The sequence below is a fragment of the Pantoea sp. K16 genome (assembly GCF_048452805.1).
Lineage (GTDB): Bacteria > Pseudomonadota > Gammaproteobacteria > Enterobacterales > Enterobacteriaceae > Pantoea > Pantoea agglomerans.
In genome coordinates this window covers 87,462-105,035 of the sequence record NZ_JBLWNV010000009.1, presented here as the reverse complement: position 1 = coordinate 105,035, position 17,574 = coordinate 87,462, and the positions used below count along the sequence as shown (strand labels likewise).

The following is a 17,574-nucleotide window of genomic DNA, read 5'->3' as shown; positions in this document are numbered from 1 at the left end:
GCTGAAAACCTCTACCTTAGAACGCCGTGACCGGGCTTACCAGTCTTAGCCTGGGTCAGAGCGCATCGGGGAGCATGAAATGAGAGGCCGGGAAAGCGCGGGCAGGGAGGTGACGATGCAGAGAAATCAGATTTTCCCTGCCCGGTAAGCAGTTCGAAACAGAGGGGGGTGTTACAGCCGGGTGACGCCCAGCGCGGCAGCCTGCTGTTCCCACGCCAGCACGCCCTGATAATCGTCTCGCTGCACCGGGCTGAATCCGCCGATCAGGTTATCGTCGCAGACGGTGCGCCAGGTGGGATCGTTCACCAGCTGATGCAGCGTCGAGCGGAGTCTCTCCAGCCGGCCCACTGACGTCGGGGCTGCCGTGATCAACGGCAATCCGGGCGCGGCTGGCGTTTCACCGATGATATGCAGGCCGCGCAGCGCATCCGGCTCATAGCGCGCCAGCAGCGCCCAGCTGACGCAGTCGATAGCCGCGATATCCGCCTGTGAATCACGCAGTGCTGCCAGCGACTGACGATGCCCACCGCTCAGCAGTAGCTGCGAAAATCTCACGCCCTGAAGCGCAGCCACAAACCGCAGCGCGTTATAGCCGGAGTGAGAGTCCAGGCTGTTAGCTACGGCCCGCTGGTCGTTAAAATCGGCCAGCGTCGCCTGTTTGTCCCGCGCCACCAGCCAGCTGCGATAGTCACGGCCGTTGCAGCCTGGGGCCTGATAGTGAAAGGTGCCGACCAGCTGAACCGCAGGAAGCTGGCTGACCAGCGGATAGCCGCAGGTCTGGCTCAGCAGCAATCGATTATCCTGCCAGTGTGTCAGCAGATCCTCAGGCCAGACCGGCTGCGTAGCGATGCCGTGCTGCGTCAGCAGGGTAACCACTGCCTGCATCAGTGCTCGTGTGGCGGGCGGGTGAATCGCATACATCGGCAAGGCGAGCAGGTTATTCATGCGTTTTCTCCGCTGATCGTCCCGGATGGACATTGACCCCGACCGGTCTGACCCAGAACTGACGCAGCCAGACCCGATAACCCGCCACGCGAAAGCCATGATTGCGCTGGTAGTAATGCTCGCGGTCGCGCAGATAGAGGCGACGCAGGCCATACCAGGGGACGCCGGGGAGGTCGTGATGCACTGAATGGTAGTTCAGATTCAGGAATAGCATGCGCCACGGCCACGCCGCTTCATTATTCACCGACCGTGCCAGCGGATCGTCCGCCGCACGATGCTCATAGAAAGATCGCACTTTGGTCAGCGCCAGCGCCGGATAACTCACCGTCAGCAGATACCACAGCGGCGAAAATCCCTGCCGTGCCATCCAGAAAAACAGTAGTGCCAGCAGCGCCCCGTGCAGCAGCCACATCGCTATCGCGGGCCGATCGCCGCGGCGCAGTGCCTGCCACATCCCGCCGAAGGTCGCCGCCACATCCAGCAGCGGGCCGAGCAGCAACCGTCCCAAAAAAGTGTTACGCAGATGAATCAGCTGCTGCTGCCAGCGCGGCAACTTCGCCCAGCGAGCAGCGGAGAGATAGTAGGTTTCCGGATCCTCATCCGGCTCAGTCAGGGTGTGATTGCGATGATGGGCCAGATGAGAATCGCGATAGAGTCCGTAGGGATACCAGACCGCCAGCGGCAGGGTGCCAAATAGCTGATTCACCCGCGGCCAGCGTGTGGGATGGCCGTGAATCAGCTCATGCTGCAGCGACATATACCAGCCAGTGAAGACGATCAGCAGCAGGGTGGCGGGCAGCCGTCCCAGCATCTGCGCGTTCAGCATCACCGAAAACCAGCCGCCATAGATCACACCGATTAGCAGCCAGGTCGGCAGTTCGCTGCGCCAGAGCCAGCTGCGTGCGCGCGCTTTAAGCCAGGCGCGCTGCTGTAGAGAGAGATAACCGGTGTGCATGATTCACCTGACAGCGGAAGCGGGAATCTGAACAGTGAAAGAAAGGACGGGCAAAGGCAAAGTGGATAATCTGCTTAGCTATGTCGAAATTCCTGAATATGGCGCTGAAAGATATTGACTATCAGTGGCGGCTCCGGGGGCGTAACCTTTCTCTATCAGAAATCGCCTTGCATCCACGGGCGTTTACCGCCTGTCAGGAGAAATACAGATGAAAAATATTGGCTTCTTATCCTTTGGTCACTGGACGCCCTCGTCGCAGTCCGCCACCCGTACCGCGCAGGATGTGTTACTGCAATCGATCGACTTAGCGGTCGCCGCCGAAGAGCTGGGCGCAGATGGCGCTTACTTCCGCGTCCACCATTTTGCCCGTCAGCTCAGCTCGCCGTTTCCGCTGCTGGCTGCCGTTGCAGCGCGCACCAAAACGATTGAGATCGGCACCGGTGTCATCGACATGCGCTACGAAAACCCGCTCTACATGGTGGAAGACGCCAGCGCGGCAGACCTGATCTCCAATGGTCGTCTGCAACTGGGTCTGAGCCGCGGTTCACCTGAGCAGGTAATCGATGGCTGGCGTTACTTCGGCTTTGAACCGAAAGCGGGAGAAAGCGATGCGGATATGGGCCGTCGTCACACCGAAGAGTTTCTGGAGGTGCTGCGCGGCGAAGGTTTTGCTAAGCCCAATCCACAGCCCATGTTCCCCAATCCGCCAGGCCTGCTGCGTCCTGAGCCGCTCTCTGAAGGCCTGCGCGACCGCATCTGGTGGGGATCCGGCTCCAACGCCACCGCAGAATGGGCGGCAAAAATGGGCATGAACCTGCAAAGTTCAACCCTGAAAGATGATGAAACCGGCGAGCCGTTCCACATTCAGCAGGCTAAACAGATCCGCGCCTACCGTGAGGCCTGGAAAGCGGCGGGGCATCAGCATGCGCCACGCGTCTCCGTCAGTCGCAGCATCTTTGCACTGGTGAATGATATGGACCGCGCGTACTTTGGCCGCAGCGGTAACGACCAGGATTCCGTCGGCTTTCTCGATGAGAAAACCCGCGCTATCTTTGGCCGCAGCTATGCCGCAGAGCCAGAGGCGTTAATTAAGCAGCTTGCGCAGGATGAGGCGATTGCCGAAGCCGACACCCTGCTGCTTACCGTGCCTAACCAGCTTGGTGTCGCCTACAACGCCCATGTGATTGAGGCGATCCTGAAGTATGTCGCCCCGGAACTCGGCTGGCGTTAAGCGACAGAGCGCCCTGAAGAGCAGGGCGCTGTGAGATCCACCGCAGGCGCAGATGACATAGCGCCTGCGGTGAATCTGCTGTAAACGCGCGTCATCACTCCCCGCTTTTTCTGCTTTATCCTCTCTGAACTTCTCTCTGGCGAGCCATTCCAGGCCCTGGCAGAGCCTTTTCGTCACTCTGTTTCCAATGTCCGGAATATGCAGATTTTGTGACTTATGATTTATTTCGTCACTTGTTGCTGAATGGGATGTTTCCTCTGCTCAGGGTGGGTCTGTACCCTTCATCAACGCATTTCCCTGGTTTAACGTGTTTTCATAACCTGTATGAACGGATAATACCTTTACGCAATTTGTGACTATTGACAGTATTGGTCACATGATAAGAGAATGGCGGCACTCTCCTGCTTACTGTTGAAGGTAATCTATGCTCAGGTTCAATCCTGCCATTCTGGTTGTTTGTCTGCTGCCACTGGCGCTGGCGGGTTGCCGGGATAATTCACCCAAAGACGATCCGCGCACGCAGCCGCCGCTGGTCAGGGTCACAAAGGTCATCAGCGCCACCGATGGCAGCCGTGCGTTTAGTGGCGTCGTGGTTGCCCGGGTTCAGAGCGACCTCGGCTTTCGGGTCTCAGGAAAAATCCTCGAACGGCTGGTGGACAGCGGCCAGCGGGTGAAGCGCGGTCAGCCGCTGATGCGGCTCGACCCGTCAGATCTCCGGCTGCAGGCCCAGGCTCAGCAGCAGGCCGTTGCCGCCGCGCAGGCACGCGTCAGACAGGCCAGCGCCGATCAGGCGCGTTACCGCACTCTGGTGGCAACCGGGGCGGTTTCCGCGTCGGCATACGACCAGATTCGGGCCGCTGCGGCCACCGCTCAGGCTGAGCTGAAAGCCGCCCAGGCGCAGGCCAGCGTGGCAGGTAACGCCAGCGGATATGCGCTGCTCCTGGCTGATGACGATGGCGTGGTGATGGCAACGCTGGCGGAGCCGGGTCAGGTTGTGAGTGCCGGTGAGGCCGTCATCAGACTGGCCAGAGCCGGACAGCGCGAGGCAAGTGTTCAGTTGCCAGAGACCCTGCGCCCGGCAGTGGGAAGTGAGGCAAAGGCAACGCTGTATGGTGCGGACAGTGCGCCGGTTTCTGCCCGGCTGCGTCAACTGGCTGATGTGGCCGATCCGATGACGCGCACCTTTGAGGCGAGATATGTGCTGGAGGGCACACTGGCCAGCGCACCGCTGGGAGCCACCGTCACAATCACGCTGCCGAATAAACCGTCGCAACCGCTGCTGCAGGTTCCGCTGGCGGCGATCTACGATGCCGGTAAAGGGCCAGGCGTCTGGGATATTACCGGCCAGCCCGCTACCGTTGCCTGGCGGCCGGTGACGGTGGTGTCGATAAGTGACGAGGCGGCCACCGTCACGGGTCAGCTTAATGCTGGCGATCAGATAGTGGCGCTGGGCGCGCATCTGTTGCAGCAGGGGGAGCGCGTGCGCCCCGATGACGCTGCCGTTGCCGGGAGCCAGCCATGAGCCAGGGACGCTTTAATCTGTCAGCGCTGGCCGTGCGCGAGCGCGCCATTACGCTGTTTCTGATCATCCTGATTACCGTGGCGGGCGTCTTGTCCTTTTTCGAACTGGGACGGGCAGAAGATCCACCGTTCACCGTAAAACAGATGACGATTATCTCCGCCTGGCCGGGTGCGACGGCTCAGGAGATGCAGGATCAGGTGGCCGAGCCGCTGGAAAAGCGTCTGCAGGAGCTGAGGTGGTATGACCGTAGCGAGACGTACACGCGCCCCGGTCTGGCTTTCACTATGTTATCCCTGCAGGATAAAACGCCGCCTTCCCAGGTTCAGGATGAGTTTTACCAGGCGCGTAAGAAGCTGGGTGATGAGAGCAGAAATCTGCCTGCCGGGGTCATCGGGCCGATGATCAACGACGAGTTCTCCGACGTGACCTTTGCACTGCTGGCGCTGAAGGCAAAAGGGGAGCCGCAGCGCCTGCTGGTTCGTGAAGCGGAATCACTGCGTCAGCGACTGCTGCATCTGCCTGGCGTGAAAAAGGTCAATATCATCGGTGAGCAGAGTGAACGCATCTATGTGTCGTTTTCACACGATCGACTGGCGACACTCGGCATCACTCCGCAGGCAATTTTTGCTGCGCTGAACGATCAGAATGTCCTGACGCCAGCGGGATCGATTGATACGCAGGGGCCGCAGGTCTTTATACGGCTGGATGGCGCGTTCGATAAACTGGAAAAAATCCGTGAGACGCCGATTGTGGCGCAGGGGAGAAGCCTGAAGCTGGCGGACGTGGCTACGGTGACCCGGGGTTACGAAGATCCCGCCACCTTTATGGTGCGCAATCAGGGCGAACCGGCGCTGCTGCTGGGTATCGTAATGCGTGAAGGCTGGAACGGTCTGGAACTCGGCAAGGCACTGGCGGCTGAAACCGCCCGCATTAACCAGGCGATGCCGCTGGGGCTCTCACTGACTCAGGTCACCGATCAGTCCGTCAATATCCGCTCGGCGGTTGATGAATTTATGGTTAAGTTCGTCGTGGCGTTGCTGGTGGTGATGGTGGTCTGCTTTGTCAGCATGGGCTGGCGCGTTGGGGTAGTGGTCGCGGCTGCGGTGCCGCTCACCCTGGCGGTGGTGTTTGTGGTGATGGAGGCTTCCGGCAAAAACTTTGACCGCATCACGCTGGGTTCGCTGATTCTGGCGCTGGGCCTGCTGGTGGACGACGCCATTATCGCCATTGAGATGATGGTAGTGAAAATGGAGGAGGGCTACGACCGCATTAAGGCCTCTGCCTATGCCTGGAGTCATACGGCGGCACCCATGCTGGCCGGCACCCTGGTTACGGCCGCCGGGTTTATGCCCAATGGGTTTGCGCAGTCCACGGCGGGCGAGTACACCAGCAATATGTTCTGGATAGTCGGCATCGCGTTGATCGCCTCCTGGATCGTCGCGGTGGTGTTCACCCCTTATCTTGGCGTAAAGCTGCTGCCAGGCATCAAAACGGTAGAAGGCGGTCACGCAGCGATCTACAACACCCGCCACTACAACCGCTTTCGCCGCCTGCTGACCCGCGTGATTGCCCGTAAAGGCTGGGTGGCAGGCGTGGTGATTGCCCTGTTTATCGCCGCTGTGCTCGGTATGGCGCTGGTGAAAAAACAGTTTTTCCCGACCTCAGACCGGCCTGAAGTGCTGGTTGAAGTTCAGCTCCCCTACGGCAGCGCCATAGAACAGACCCGCGCAGCGGCTGAAAAGGTTGAGACCTGGCTTAAACAGCAGCAGCAGGCAAAAATCGTCACCACCTATATTGGTCAGGGGCCACCGCGTTTTTATCTGGCGATGGCACCGGAACTGCCCGATCCGGCCTTTGCTAAGCTGGTGGTACTGACCGACAGTCAGGACGCGCGTGAGGCACTGAAAACGCAGCTGCGCGCCGCCATTGCCAGCGGTCTGGTGCCTGAAGCGCAGGTTCGTGTAACGCAGCTGGTGTTTGGCCCATACTCCCCTTATCCGGTGGCGTGGCGGGTGATGGGGCCTGATCCGGCCCATCTGCGCGCGATTGCCGATCGGGTGGAAGCGGTCCTGCGGGCCAGCCCGATGATGAGGACGGTGAACACCGACTGGGGCGCCCCCGTGCCGACGCTGCATTTCTCACTGGATCAGAACCGGCTTCAGGCTGTGGGGCTGACATCCAGTGACGTCGCCCGGCAATTACAGTTTCTGCTGTCGGGCGTGCCTGTCACTACCGTGCGGGAAGATATCCGCGCGGTCCAGGTGGTGGGGCGTGCGGCCGGAGAAACCCGGCTCGATCCGGCTAAAATCGCCGATTTCACGCTGGTGGGCGCCGCGGGTCAGCGTATCCCCTTATCGCAGATTGGTGATGTGCAGGTGAAAATGGAAGATCCCGTGCTGCGGCGGCGCGACCGCACGCCGACCATCACCGTTCGGGGTGATATCGCCGATTCCCTGGAGCCGCCAGACGTCTCGACGGCGCTGAACAAAGCCCTGCAACCGATCATCGCGACGCTGCCCGCGGGCTACCGCATTGAAATGGCCGGTTCAATAGAGGAGTCCGGTAAAGCGACCCAGGCGATGGCCCCGCTGTTCCCAATCATGATTGCAATCACTCTGCTGATCATCATTCTGCAGGTGCGTTCTCTGTCGGCGATGATCATGGTCTTTCTGACTGCGCCCCTCGGGCTGATTGGCGTCGTGCCGACGCTGCTGCTGTTCAGTCAGCCTTTTGGTATTAATGCACTGGTCGGGCTGATTGCCCTGTCGGGCATCCTGATGCGTAACACGCTGATTCTGATAGGGCAGATCCACCACAATGAACAGGAGGGTCTGGCACCCTTTGATGCAGTGGTCGAAGCGACAGTGCAGCGTGCCCGTCCGGTGCTGCTGACGGCAATGGCGGCGATTCTGGCGTTTATTCCACTGACCCATTCGGTGTTCTGGGGAACGCTGGCCTATACCCTGATTGGTGGCACGCTGGGCGGCACCCTGATCACGCTGGTTTTCCTGCCCGCAATGTACGCTATCTGGTTCCGCATCCGCCTGCCGGGCAGCAAAACGGCAGTTGTGAAACCGGCGCTGTCGGAATAGTCTCAGGGTGACGGTTGCCGCTTCGCTGCTCTCTGCAGCCTGGCAGTAACCGTCAATTCATTGTTTTAAGCTTTTGAAGAAGGTGTATAAAAAGGTAAAAGCTATCAAACAGATAGGATGAGACAGGTGTGCGATCCTGAAAATCCTCTATAGAGTAGCGATGAAAATACAAAAAAGAGGTGTGACCATGAGCAATTCCATTGATGAAGATGCAAAAGATGCAAAGCCTATTGTCGAAGCCGATCGCGAAGCGCCCGCGGGCAAATGTCCTTTTCATGCTGGTAAGCCTTCTCAGGAAAATCAGGCGCCGGGCGGCGGAACAACCAACCGCGACTGGTGGCCTAATCAACTCCGTGTTGACCTGCTGAACCAGCATTCATCCCGTTCGAACCCGCTTGATGAATCCTTCGATTACCGTAAAGAATTTGCCAAATTAGATTACTCAGCGCTGAAAGCTGACATCAAAGGGTTGCTCACCGAGTCACAAGCCTGGTGGCCCGCTGACTGGGGCAGCTACATCGGCCTGTTTATTCGTATGGCCTGGCACAGCGCCGGAACCTATCGCTCCGTGGACGGACGCGGTGGTTCAGGTCGTGGTCAGCAACGCTTCGCACCCCTAAACTCCTGGCCAGACAACGTCAGTCTGGATAAAGCGCGCCGCTTACTGTGGCCGGTTAAACAGAAATATGGTCAGAAGATCTCCTGGGCCGACCTCTACATTCTGGCGGGCAACGTCGCGCTGGAAAACTCCGGATTCCGTACCTTTGGCTTTGGTGCCGGACGTGAAGATGTCTGGGAACCGGATATGGATGTGAACTGGGGCGAAGAAGCCGCCTGGCTGGAACACCGTCACCCGGAATCCCTGGCGCAGTCGCCACTAGGCGCTACCGAAATGGGTCTGATCTACGTGAACCCGGAAGGGCCGGAACACAGCGGCGATCCTGCCTCTGCGGCCCCGGCCATTCGCGCCACTTTCGGCAACATGGGCATGAACGACGAAGAGATCGTGGCATTGATTGCCGGTGGACATACGCTGGGTAAAACCCACGGTGCCGCACCGGCCAGCCACGTCGGTGTCGATCCGGAAACTGCACCGATTGAGGCGCAGGGCCTGGGCTGGGTCAACAGCCACGGCACGGGCGTTGGCGCAGATGCGATTACCTCCGGTCTGGAAGTAATCTGGTCTCAGACGCCAACCCAGTGGAGTAACTACTTCTTCGAGAACCTGTTCAAATATGAGTGGGTTCAGACGCGCAGCCCGGCCGGTGCCATCCAGTTCGTGGCAGCTGATGCGCCGGATATTATCCCGGATGCGTTTGACGCCGCGAAGAAACACAAGCCGACCATGCTGGTGACCGATCTGACGCTGCGATTTGACCCGGAGTTTGAAAAGATTTCGCGTCGTTTCCACAACGATCCGCAGGCGTTCAACGAAGCCTTTGCCCGTGCCTGGTTTAAACTGACTCACCGTGATATGGGGCCAAAAGCGCGCTACATCGGACCTGAAGTCCCGCAGGAAGATCTGATCTGGCAGGATCCGCTGCCTGCACCGGTTTATCATCCAACCGTGGCGGATATCGCGCAGTTGAAAGAGAAGATCGCTGCAACCGGCCTCAGCGTCAGCGAGCTGGTTTCGGTTGCCTGGGCCTCGGCATCAACCTTCCGTGGCGGCGACAAACGTGGTGGTGCCAACGGTGCCCGCCTGGCCTTGCTGCCGCAGCGTGAGTGGGACGTCAATGCCGTCGCAGCACGCGTGCTGCCAACGCTGGAAGCGGTGCAGCGTGAAGCGCACAAGGCTTCACTGGCAGATGTGATTGTGCTGGCGGGTGTGGTCGGCGTTGAGCAGGCGGCGAAAGCAGCTGGCGTTGAAATTGACGTGCCATTTACTCCGGGCCGTGTTGATGCGCGTCAGGATCAGACCGATATCGAGTCGTTCGATCTGCTGAAACCGCGTGCAGATGGTTTCCGTAACTACGGTACTGGCTTCGGCAAAACCACCACCGAAAATCTGCTGATCGATAAAGCGCAGCAGCTGACCCTGACCGTGCCGGAGTTAACGGTGCTGGTTGGCGGAATGCGTGCGCTGGGTGCTAACTTTGATGGCAGCCAGCACGGCATCTTCACGCACCACACAGGGACGCTGAACACAGACTTCTTCGTGAATCTGCTGGATATGCGCACCGAGTGGAAAGCCGCCGATTCGACCAATGAGAAATTTATTGGACGGGATCGCGTCACTGGCGAAACCCGTTTCACCGCCACGCGCGCCGATCTGGTGTTTGGCTCCAATGCGGTGTTACGCGCTTCGGCGGAAGTCTACGCCAGCAGCGACGCCCGTGAAAAATTCGTCAAAGACTTTGTTGCCGCCTGGACCAAAGTGATGAATCTGGATCGGTTTGAACTCTGATTGCTGTTAACGTTGTAAAACCTGAAACCCGCTGATATTAGCGGGTTTTTTTATGAGAGCAGGTGAGTTATTCGACCGCTTAACTATCCTTTTACAACTCAGGTACAACAGGTTAATGGCATCATTTAAATTTCGGTCACTGCCAGTAACGTGATTCTTCGGGCCACGTAGGCAAGTACGGCTTCCCGCTGCGATTCAGGCATATGACTTTCATTATAAGTATCAATAATAAGCTGATGATGACTCACCACCTCGGAAAGCCATTTTCGTGCCAGTGTCGGATTAATATCCATACCCTTGGCAAGAAGGATAAAGTCTGCACCCAGATATTCTCCGTACTCTGAATTCATCCCCGGTGCGTTTCCTGCATCATTTTCTTCACGTTCCAGCAGGGGCAAAGCTAAATACTCTCCAAACGCTGTAGGGTAGGGCACAACGCTGATAAAGTCATAAACCGGGGCCAGCCAGGGTGAACCCTGCGGAGGCAGGATAATCCCGATATTGCGCAGATGAAAATCATTGTTTCCCAGCACATAGGCATACACGATGCGCAAAAAGAGGTCACGTTTACTCTTTAAGCTGCTGTTCACTCTGGTATTCAGGAATTTAGCGGCTTTCTCGTAACTGATGGCTTTATGATTATCAATCCTGCCATATTTATCGCCGAGACCCATCGCGCCATCCAGCTGTTCCTGATGTAATCTCGCGTTATCTGACGCTGTCCGGTCATACCTTTTAATGACAAACGCCAGTTCTTCTGGCCGATTTTCATCGTGTCTGAATGGCATCAGCCCGAACGGGGGGACGTCAAATTTCAGACGCTGCATAACGCACATAGTGGCATGCTCGTTTTCTGCCAGGTGTGGGTATTCTTCCGGAGAGGGTTTCAGGATATAGGTGCCATCATTGCTGACGACCACCAGTTCTCCCTTTGCCAGGCGAAGCGACAGTTTGGGTTGATAGCCTGAAATGCTCATGCCTTTCTGACGTTCAGGGAGTTCCTGAATAAACTGACTGCGCGTAAACGGCAGGCTAAGAGCCACATTCAGACTACCCAGCAGATGCCGGATGCCTTTTGTTGAGTAGCCGGTTTTTAGCTCAGATTCTTTAAGCCGTTTTAATGTGATCAGGCAGCGTTCTGAATTCATGATGTTATCTCTTTAAAGACGACAGCCCCAAGCAAATCGTTACCATTTTCCATCAGTAAGCCGAACAGATCTTTATCATCAATTTTTTGAATTTCAGAATAGCGTTTTCGCAACCAGCCTTCCGGCGCTAAACCTTTAAAGAAGGGATGTAGCTCTTCACTTAAATAGGGCTCAGGTCTTACCGGCATGCTGAGAGATATCGCACAACCAGCATAAGTGGGCAGGTAGCAGAAAGTATAACCGTTTTGCCCTTCACTCAGCGTTCCTGCCAGCGTGTTGTAAAGCCACACCTCTATTTTTCGAGCCATACTTTTATACCCAGTTCTTTAAGCAAGGCGTGAAGATTTATTGCCTTTGCAGAAGATGGTTTAGCAATCAGTCGTTTAAATGTTGAGAGTGATACACCAATCTGAATCGCCATCTCTTCATATGTGATGTTTTGTTGTTTGAGTTCATTGGCCAGTAGTTGTGGCAGTGTCGGAAACGTCAGATCACTCAGCTCCGATCGGGTGTCCGGTTTGTCCGCATTTATTGCTTCTGTTGTGACTTCTCTACTCAAAGCTAACCCCGCCAATACCTTTTGCCGATCTGACTCAGAAAAGCTTAGCAGCGAAGATTTAATCTCATCAAGGTTCATTTTTGACCTTTTCTGCAATTTCAGTACGTTTTTGAAACGATATGGTCCGACTATAGTACTAAAAGGGTCATTTTTGAACCTTTTAACGGCAGCATCTTCTCATCTTACCGCCAGAATGCGAAATATGTGGATGAAAGGTCATTTATGACACTTTAAGCCACTGTTAAAACATTTGTTAAAGAGAGTATGAGATGTAGGGGTCAGAAATGAACCTTTAAGTGAGTGCGGAACCGAATGTCTAAGTATCAGGCAATAACGAAAAGAACGGGGAATTTGAAGAGGAAACAGACTGAGTAAGACGCAGGTATTTTATCAGAAGTATGAAAAGCAAAAAACCCGCTTAGTTTCCTAAGCAGGCTTTTCAAATTTGGCTCCTCTGACTGGACTCGAACCAGTGACATACGGATTAACAGTCCGCCGTTCTACCGACTGAACTACAGAGGAATCGTTTGAACGGGGCGCATAGTAACGGCCACGCCGGGCCATGTCAAAGCTCTTTTTCATAAATTAGCGCGACTGCTGAAATAGTCGCCACTATGGCGTTTTAAGCACTGAAAGAGCGGCCTGTGCGGCTGACTCATCCGGCAAAACGCCACGTGTAAAACTGAGGTTTTTATGAGGTGTTATGGCGCTGTATAGCCCTTGTCAGGCGGCCAGGCGCGTGATTTAACCGGATAGTTTTTTACGGGCGTCACAAAGTGTGGATTCTGGCTTTGTCAGCAATAAAAACGAAACGTAGATTCCATTTCAACCCTGAACAGAATCTCTGGAGTTGAAATGAACAAAGTCAGAATCGGCATGATTGGCAGCGGCTATATCGGACGCTGCCACGCGATTGCTTATGCGCAGGCCCCCACCGTATTTGCGCTAAAAGGCGAAATCGTGCGGGAGATGCTGGCTGAAGTGAACCCCGAGCTGGCCGCCCGTCAGGCGGCGACCTTTGGTTTCGCGCGCTCGACGGGTGACTGGCGCGCGCTGGTCAGCGACCCGGCGATTGATGTCGTGGATATCTGCGCCCCCAACTTCCTGCATAAAGAGATGGCGCTGGAGGCGATACGCCACGGCAAACACGTCTATTCAGAAAAGCCGCTGTCGTTAAGCGTGGCGGATGCGCAGGAGATGGTGGCGGCAGCCGATGCGGCAGGGGTTAAAACGCTGGTGGGCTTCAACTATATGAAAAACCCCACCAGCCAGCTGGCGAAAGAGATCATTGCCAATGGTGAGATAGGCGACGTGGTGCATTTCTACGGCACCCATAACGAGGATTATCTCGCCAGGCCGGAAACGCCGCTCGACTGGCACTGTCAGAAAGCGCTGGCAGGTCTCGGTGCGCTGGGCGATCTGGCGGCGCATATCGTTAATATGGCGCACTACCTGGTGGGTGACATTGCTGAGGTCAGCGGCGACATGATGACGGTGATCGCCTCAAGGCCTGACCCAAAAGAGCCTGCGCGGCAGTTACCGGTCGAAAACGAAGATCAGGCCAGCGCGCTGCTGCGCTTCCATAACGGCGCGCACGGCGTGATTGAAACCTCACGCATCGCCTGTGGCGCAAAAATGGGCCTGACTTACGTTGTCACCGGCACTAAAGGCACACTGCGCTACACCCAGGAGCGCATGGCGGAGCTGGAGCTTTATCTGCATGACGAACCGGCTGGGCGTCAGGGATTTAAAACTATCCTGACCGGACCAGCGCACCCTGATTACGCGAACTTCTGTGTTTCTGCCGGACACGGCATCGGCTTTAACGACCAGAAAACGGTGGAGATTCGCGACCTGATCAACGGCATCGCGGCGGGCGATCGCATGTGGCCCGATTTTGCAGAGGGACTGCAGGTTCAGAAGGTGCTGGAAGCGATTGCTCACTCAGCAGTGCAACGCCGCTGGATTGAGGTATAGGGCCGAATCAGAGGGATAAAGGGTATTGCCGATGTGTTGATTAACACTGGCGGGCAGGGCGGGAAACGTTGGCTTCCCGCCCGCAGCCGATCAGATCAGACCGCTTTTTTCCCACCACAATTTATCCAGCGCATAAAAGCGATCGCGCTGACTCTCGGGCTGGCTGAGATCGCGTTTCCACGGTTTTGCCAGAATATAGTGCAGGTTCTTCACCTCTTCATCGTGCCAGAGACCGCTGTGCTGAAACGGCAGCGTTTTCAAGGCATTGTAGATGTAAGAGAGCGGCTTCCAGCGATCGGCAAACACTTCGTTCAGCAGATCCTGCTCGGAGAAGGGATAGTTACTGAGATCATCAATGGCGGCAATACGCTTTTCCAGTGCGTCGAACATCGCATTATCGGGCTTCAGCACCAGAAAACCGCCGTTCAGGTAAAGATCCACACTCTCTGGCGCCTTTTCACCGCGCGCCTGCCAGGTATAGTGGCACTGCTCAGGCTGCCACTCTGCCGGATAAGAGGCAATCTGGTTGGGATTACAGCGGCAGGCGTGACAGGCGGCGAGCGGGTTATCGCCCAGAGCCAGGGTAAACAGCTCATCCATGTTTTGAAGGACCAGCATATCGGCATCCAGAAATACGACGCGCTCATAATCGGTTAGCTGCCAGGCGCGCAGCTTGGTCCAGACTTCGCCGAACTGCGCCGATGCGTAGTGCTGATCCAGATCGTCGCGCGGATAGAGGGGCTCGACCGGTTTAATGACACAGCCCTCATCCTGCAAAATCTGACAGTCAGACGCTGAAATCGCCGGCGTGGTCATCACCACCAGCGGCCACTGGCTCTGGCTCTGTTGCAGCGAACGGTGCAGCGCTTTCACGCCCACCAGATAATCGGGTTGAGTTAACAGCGTTACCCAGGCAAACATAGCTTTCCTCAATCAGTCAAAAAGTGGCGTGATGTAGTCGTTACCCAGTCGGCCATTTGGGTCGAGCTGGCTGCGCAGGGCGCGGAAGGTGTCCCACTGCGGATAGATCTCACGCCAGTTGTAGCGTTCTTCATCGTAATATTTGCCCCAGTGCGGGCGTCCGCCCTCTTCGGCCAGCAGTTTTTCCACTTCAGTCAGGAAGTGCAGGCCTTCCTGTGACAGCGAACCATCGTCGGCGTAATAGACCACGAAGCCGAAAAAGCAGGTTGGCTGGTCAGCGGCCGGACTGAGCCAGGCCGATGATGCACCGGTGCAGCGCAGGATAATCGGGTAGTGCATATGCGGACGGTTCTCGGCATACCACTGCTTGATGCGGCGAATGATGGCCGGGGTTTTTGCCAGCGGCACGCCGATTTCCACATTGATCTGCGGCACCGCAATGCCGCGGCAGAAGAGCTGGTAAATGTCACCGGTAACATCGGTGAAATCACGAAAACGGGTGACGGTGCGAAACTGTTTTCCCCCTTTGCCCTCAATCTGCGTATCGCGGTGCATATGCGCCAGCGTCTGGTCGATGGTGTCGTTGAGGCTTTCGTCAACATCGCCCTCATGTTCCACCACCTGACGACCCTGCGCTTCGTAGCGCTGACGCTCTTCGTCACTCGCCTCATGGGCGTTCCAGACGTGCATCAGGTTGTCATCGACAAACCACCAGGCTTTGCTCAGCGGATAGTCGTTGTTCCAGCGCAGCAGATCCTCTTCAAGGGTATCGGCAGAGACGGCATATTTGTGGCAGGTGAAGATGCTAAACGGCTGGGTACGCAGGGTTACCGCGGTAACAATGCCTAGTGCGCCCAGTGAGACCTGCGCTGCCGGGAAGTCAGCGTCGCCACGAACAAATTCGCGCACGCTGCCATCGGCCAGCACCATTCTGATTGCCAGCGCTTCGTCGGCAATCGAACTCTGCTGCAATCCCTGGCCGTGCGTTCCGGTCGCCATCGCGCCCGCCAGTGTCTGAATCGCAATCACGCCTGGCGATGAAGCCAGCATGCGGTTCATTTCGGTCAGGCTGCGATAGACCTGCTCAAGCGGGGTCGCGCCACCAAAGGTCACGCTCTGTTCATCACTGGCAAGCTGGCCGCTCAGGGCGCTGAGATCGAGCAGCACATCGTCATCACTGACATGCAGCATACGACCAGGCGACAGCTTGCTGCCGATCACCCGAATCTGGCCGTGTGACTCCCGGATAAGTCTCTGTAATTCCGCTTCACTGGCGGGACGCTGAACCTGGTGACGGCTGCCGATTTGCGCGTTCTGCGCCCAGTTCCACAGCGCATCATCATCGGGTTCAACATGGGTCTGACGAAGCGGATAGAGGCGTGCATCTCTGCTCACAACAGCATTCCTTATTATTGCATTTTAGTGACAAGTATCAGTAAGCGTAGACTATGGCTAAGCGCAGCCCGGCCTGCGGGCAATTATTTGCGGATATAGCGTAACGTTGCGGTTACAGCCAGCTGACGATTGCGGCGGATACTCTCTGCTTCGCTGTTGTCCGGGCTGAAAAGGGCGTTGAAGGTGTAGCGGTTTGAGACGTGATGAACGCAGATACTGCTGATCAGGCGATGGACATCGATGGTCTGCACATCGGCAGTGAACACGCCCTGCTGCTGACCGCGTGCCAGAATGTCATCCAGCAGATCCAGCGCGCTGCGGTTAAGGGCTTTAATCTGCGGCGACTGGGTGATGTAGCGCCCGCGCAACAGGTTCTCACTGCAGACCAGCCGGATAAAATCGGGATGCTCGACATGGTAATCAAAACTGGCTTCCACAAGGCGGGTCATGGCCAGTTCCGGCTCCATCGCCGCCAGGTTCAGGCCGGTTTCGTGCTGACGTATCTGCTGATAAACCTGCTCCAGCACGTGGATATAAAGCTGCTCTTTACTGCCAAAGTGATAGACCACCATGCGTTTAGTGGTTTGCGCATGCTCAGCAATCTGCTCCATCCTGGCACCCTGCATACCAAACTCCGCGAAGGTTTTCAGTGCGCCTGCGATGATGCGTTTTTTCAGCCCTTCAGGGTCATTTTTACGTTTTGTTAGCTCTGACATGGTGCTCAATAAGGTGATTTTGACCGGGGGATGTTAGCACAGTGTTGAGAGGCTGCCCGCAATCGCGGGCGCGGCAGGTGCGGCAACCTGGTACAGCCCGGACGATTACAGGTATAATCCCGGACATTATTTCACAGGTTCAGAGACGACAATGACAAAACTCACCTTGCAAGAGCAGATGCTGAAAGCGGGATTAGTATCCAGCAAAAAAATGGACAAGGTTCAGCGGACAGCGAAGAAATCCAGGGTTCAGGCACGCGAAGCCAGAGCGGCGGTGGAAGATAACAAAAAAGCGCAGCTTGAGCGGGATAAGCAGCTGAACGAGCAGCAGAAGCTGGCTGTGCTGTCTAAAGAGTACAAAGCGCAGGTCAAACAGCTGATCGAAATGAACAAAATTGACGTGGCAAGAGGCAACATCAGCTTCAATTTCACCGACAATAACCTGATCAAAAAGATTATGGTGGATAAACTGACGCAGACTCAGCTGATCAATGGGCGTCTCGCCATTGCCCGCCTGGCGGCTGACAATAATGGCGAGAGCCAGTACGCTATCATCCCGGCCAGCGTAGCGGATAAAATTGCGCAGCGTGATGCCAGTGCCATCGTATTAAACAGTGCATTAAGCGAAGAAGCACAGGACGAAGATGATCCTTATGCTGATTTCAAAGTGCCCGATGATTTGATGTGGTAACAGCGCGCTGACGCA

The 17,574-nt window shown here is 56.4% G+C and carries 14 protein-coding genes and 1 tRNA gene; 6 read left to right on the top strand and 9 right to left on the bottom strand.

All coding sequences use genetic code 11. The annotated features are described in order from the left end of the window. Positions 1-171 precede the first annotated feature (171 nt). Positions 172-945 (bottom strand): phosphate/phosphite/phosphonate ABC transporter substrate-binding protein, encoded by a 774-nt coding sequence (locus tag ACK13D_RS13430; protein WP_418796607.1) that lies wholly within the window; start codon positions 943-945, stop codon positions 172-174. Then, positions 938-1,900, bottom strand: coding sequence for a fatty acid desaturase (locus ACK13D_RS13425; RefSeq protein ID WP_418796605.1), 963 nt, complete (start codon positions 1,898-1,900; stop codon positions 938-940). The genes ACK13D_RS13430 and ACK13D_RS13425 overlap by 8 nt, the downstream gene beginning before the upstream one ends. Positions 1,901-2,108: 208 nt before the next feature. On the opposite strand from ACK13D_RS13425, the gene ACK13D_RS13420 reads away from it, so the two are divergent. The 4 genes from ACK13D_RS13420 to katG all read left to right on the top strand — a co-directional run bounded on the left by ACK13D_RS13420 (position 2,109) and on the right by katG (position 10,152). Beyond that, positions 2,109-3,131: an LLM class flavin-dependent oxidoreductase gene (locus ACK13D_RS13420; protein ID WP_010247994.1), complete on the top strand. Its 1,023-nt coding sequence runs from the start codon at positions 2,109-2,111 to the stop codon at positions 3,129-3,131. A gap of 424 nt (positions 3,132-3,555) precedes the next feature. Further along, entirely contained in the window at positions 3,556-4,653 is a 1,098-nt protein-coding gene (locus ACK13D_RS13415) for an efflux RND transporter periplasmic adaptor subunit (RefSeq protein ID WP_418796603.1), read from the top strand. Beyond that, entirely contained in the window at positions 4,650-7,745 is a 3,096-nt protein-coding gene (locus ACK13D_RS13410) for an efflux RND transporter permease subunit (protein WP_418796601.1), read from the top strand. The genes ACK13D_RS13415 and ACK13D_RS13410 overlap by 4 nt, the downstream gene beginning before the upstream one ends. 187 nt (positions 7,746-7,932) lie before the next feature. Beyond that, positions 7,933-10,152, top strand: a complete 2,220-nt coding sequence (gene katG / locus ACK13D_RS13405) for a catalase/peroxidase HPI (protein ID WP_301248821.1) — start codon at positions 7,933-7,935, stop codon at positions 10,150-10,152. Positions 10,153-10,277: 125 nt separating this feature from the next. On the opposite strand, the gene ACK13D_RS13400 is transcribed toward katG, so the two are convergent. The 4 genes from ACK13D_RS13400 to ACK13D_RS13385 form a co-directional block, all read right to left on the bottom strand. Beyond that, positions 10,278-11,300, bottom strand: a complete 1,023-nt coding sequence (locus ACK13D_RS13400; RefSeq protein ID WP_418796599.1) for a type II toxin-antitoxin system HipA family toxin — start codon at positions 11,298-11,300, stop codon at positions 10,278-10,280. Continuing rightward, positions 11,297-11,608: a HipA N-terminal domain-containing protein gene (locus tag ACK13D_RS13395; RefSeq protein ID WP_010670935.1), complete on the bottom strand. Its 312-nt coding sequence runs from the start codon at positions 11,606-11,608 to the stop codon at positions 11,297-11,299. Before ACK13D_RS13395 ends, ACK13D_RS13400 begins: the two co-directional genes overlap by 4 nt. Then, entirely contained in the window at positions 11,593-11,937 is a 345-nt protein-coding gene (locus ACK13D_RS13390; RefSeq protein WP_418796597.1) for a helix-turn-helix domain-containing protein, read from the bottom strand. Before ACK13D_RS13390 ends, ACK13D_RS13395 begins: the two co-directional genes overlap by 16 nt. A gap of 368 nt (positions 11,938-12,305) precedes the next feature. Continuing rightward, positions 12,306-12,381, bottom strand: a tRNA-Asn gene (locus ACK13D_RS13385). Between the two features lie 333 nt (positions 12,382-12,714). Between ACK13D_RS13385 and ACK13D_RS13380 the strand changes: the two genes are divergently transcribed. After that, on the top strand, positions 12,715-13,836 hold the full coding sequence (locus tag ACK13D_RS13380) for a Gfo/Idh/MocA family protein (RefSeq protein WP_010247976.1): 1,122 nt from the start codon (positions 12,715-12,717) through the stop codon (positions 13,834-13,836). Positions 13,837-13,926: 90 nt separating this feature from the next. On the opposite strand, the gene ACK13D_RS13375 is transcribed toward ACK13D_RS13380, so the two are convergent. The 3 genes from ACK13D_RS13375 to ACK13D_RS13365 form a co-directional block, all read right to left on the bottom strand. Then, the gene (locus ACK13D_RS13375; RefSeq protein ID WP_418796595.1) at positions 13,927-14,757 is read right to left on the bottom strand and encodes a glycosyltransferase family 8 protein; all 831 of its coding nucleotides are present in this window, start codon (positions 14,755-14,757) and stop codon (positions 13,927-13,929) included. Positions 14,758-14,769: 12 nt separating this feature from the next. Continuing rightward, positions 14,770-16,152: a D-arabinono-1,4-lactone oxidase gene (locus tag ACK13D_RS13370; RefSeq protein ID WP_061703798.1), complete on the bottom strand. Its 1,383-nt coding sequence runs from the start codon at positions 16,150-16,152 to the stop codon at positions 14,770-14,772. An 83-nt stretch (positions 16,153-16,235) separates the two neighbouring features. Beyond that, complete coding sequence (locus tag ACK13D_RS13365; RefSeq protein WP_010670932.1) at positions 16,236-16,868, bottom strand: TetR family transcriptional regulator; 633 nt, start codon at positions 16,866-16,868, stop codon at positions 16,236-16,238. Between the two features lie 151 nt (positions 16,869-17,019). On the opposite strand from ACK13D_RS13365, the gene ACK13D_RS13360 reads away from it, so the two are divergent. Further along, positions 17,020-17,559, top strand: coding sequence for a DUF2058 domain-containing protein (locus ACK13D_RS13360; protein WP_010247968.1), 540 nt, complete (start codon positions 17,020-17,022; stop codon positions 17,557-17,559). Positions 17,560-17,574: the final 15 nt, after the last annotated feature.

What these genes read in the sequence shown, in the direction of transcription:
- ACK13D_RS13400 (WP_418796599.1), bottom strand. Translation starts at nt 11,300, where the DNA reads ATGAATTCAGAACGCTGCCTGATCACATTAAAACGGCTTAAAGAATCT.
- ACK13D_RS13415 (WP_418796603.1), top strand. Translation starts at nt 3,556, where the DNA reads ATGCTCAGGTTCAATCCTGCCATTCTGGTTGTTTGTCTGCTGCCACTG.
- ACK13D_RS13420 (WP_010247994.1), top strand. Translation starts at nt 2,109, where the DNA reads ATGAAAAATATTGGCTTCTTATCCTTTGGTCACTGGACGCCCTCGTCG.
- ACK13D_RS13395 (WP_010670935.1), bottom strand. Translation starts at nt 11,608, where the DNA reads ATGGCTCGAAAAATAGAGGTGTGGCTTTACAACACGCTGGCAGGAACG.
- ACK13D_RS13360 (WP_010247968.1), top strand. Translation starts at nt 17,020, where the DNA reads ATGACAAAACTCACCTTGCAAGAGCAGATGCTGAAAGCGGGATTAGTA.
- ACK13D_RS13365 (WP_010670932.1), bottom strand. Translation starts at nt 16,868, where the DNA reads ATGTCAGAGCTAACAAAACGTAAAAATGACCCTGAAGGGCTGAAAAAA.
- ACK13D_RS13380 (WP_010247976.1), top strand. Translation starts at nt 12,715, where the DNA reads ATGAACAAAGTCAGAATCGGCATGATTGGCAGCGGCTATATCGGACGC.
- ACK13D_RS13410 (WP_418796601.1), top strand. Translation starts at nt 4,650, where the DNA reads ATGAGCCAGGGACGCTTTAATCTGTCAGCGCTGGCCGTGCGCGAGCGC.
- ACK13D_RS13425 (WP_418796605.1), bottom strand. Translation starts at nt 1,900, where the DNA reads ATGCACACCGGTTATCTCTCTCTACAGCAGCGCGCCTGGCTTAAAGCG.
- ACK13D_RS13390 (WP_418796597.1), bottom strand. Translation starts at nt 11,937, where the DNA reads ATGAACCTTGATGAGATTAAATCTTCGCTGCTAAGCTTTTCTGAGTCA.
- ACK13D_RS13430 (WP_418796607.1), bottom strand. Translation starts at nt 945, where the DNA reads ATGAATAACCTGCTCGCCTTGCCGATGTATGCGATTCACCCGCCCGCC.
- ACK13D_RS13375 (WP_418796595.1), bottom strand. Translation starts at nt 14,757, where the DNA reads ATGTTTGCCTGGGTAACGCTGTTAACTCAACCCGATTATCTGGTGGGC.
- katG (WP_301248821.1), top strand. Translation starts at nt 7,933, where the DNA reads ATGAGCAATTCCATTGATGAAGATGCAAAAGATGCAAAGCCTATTGTC.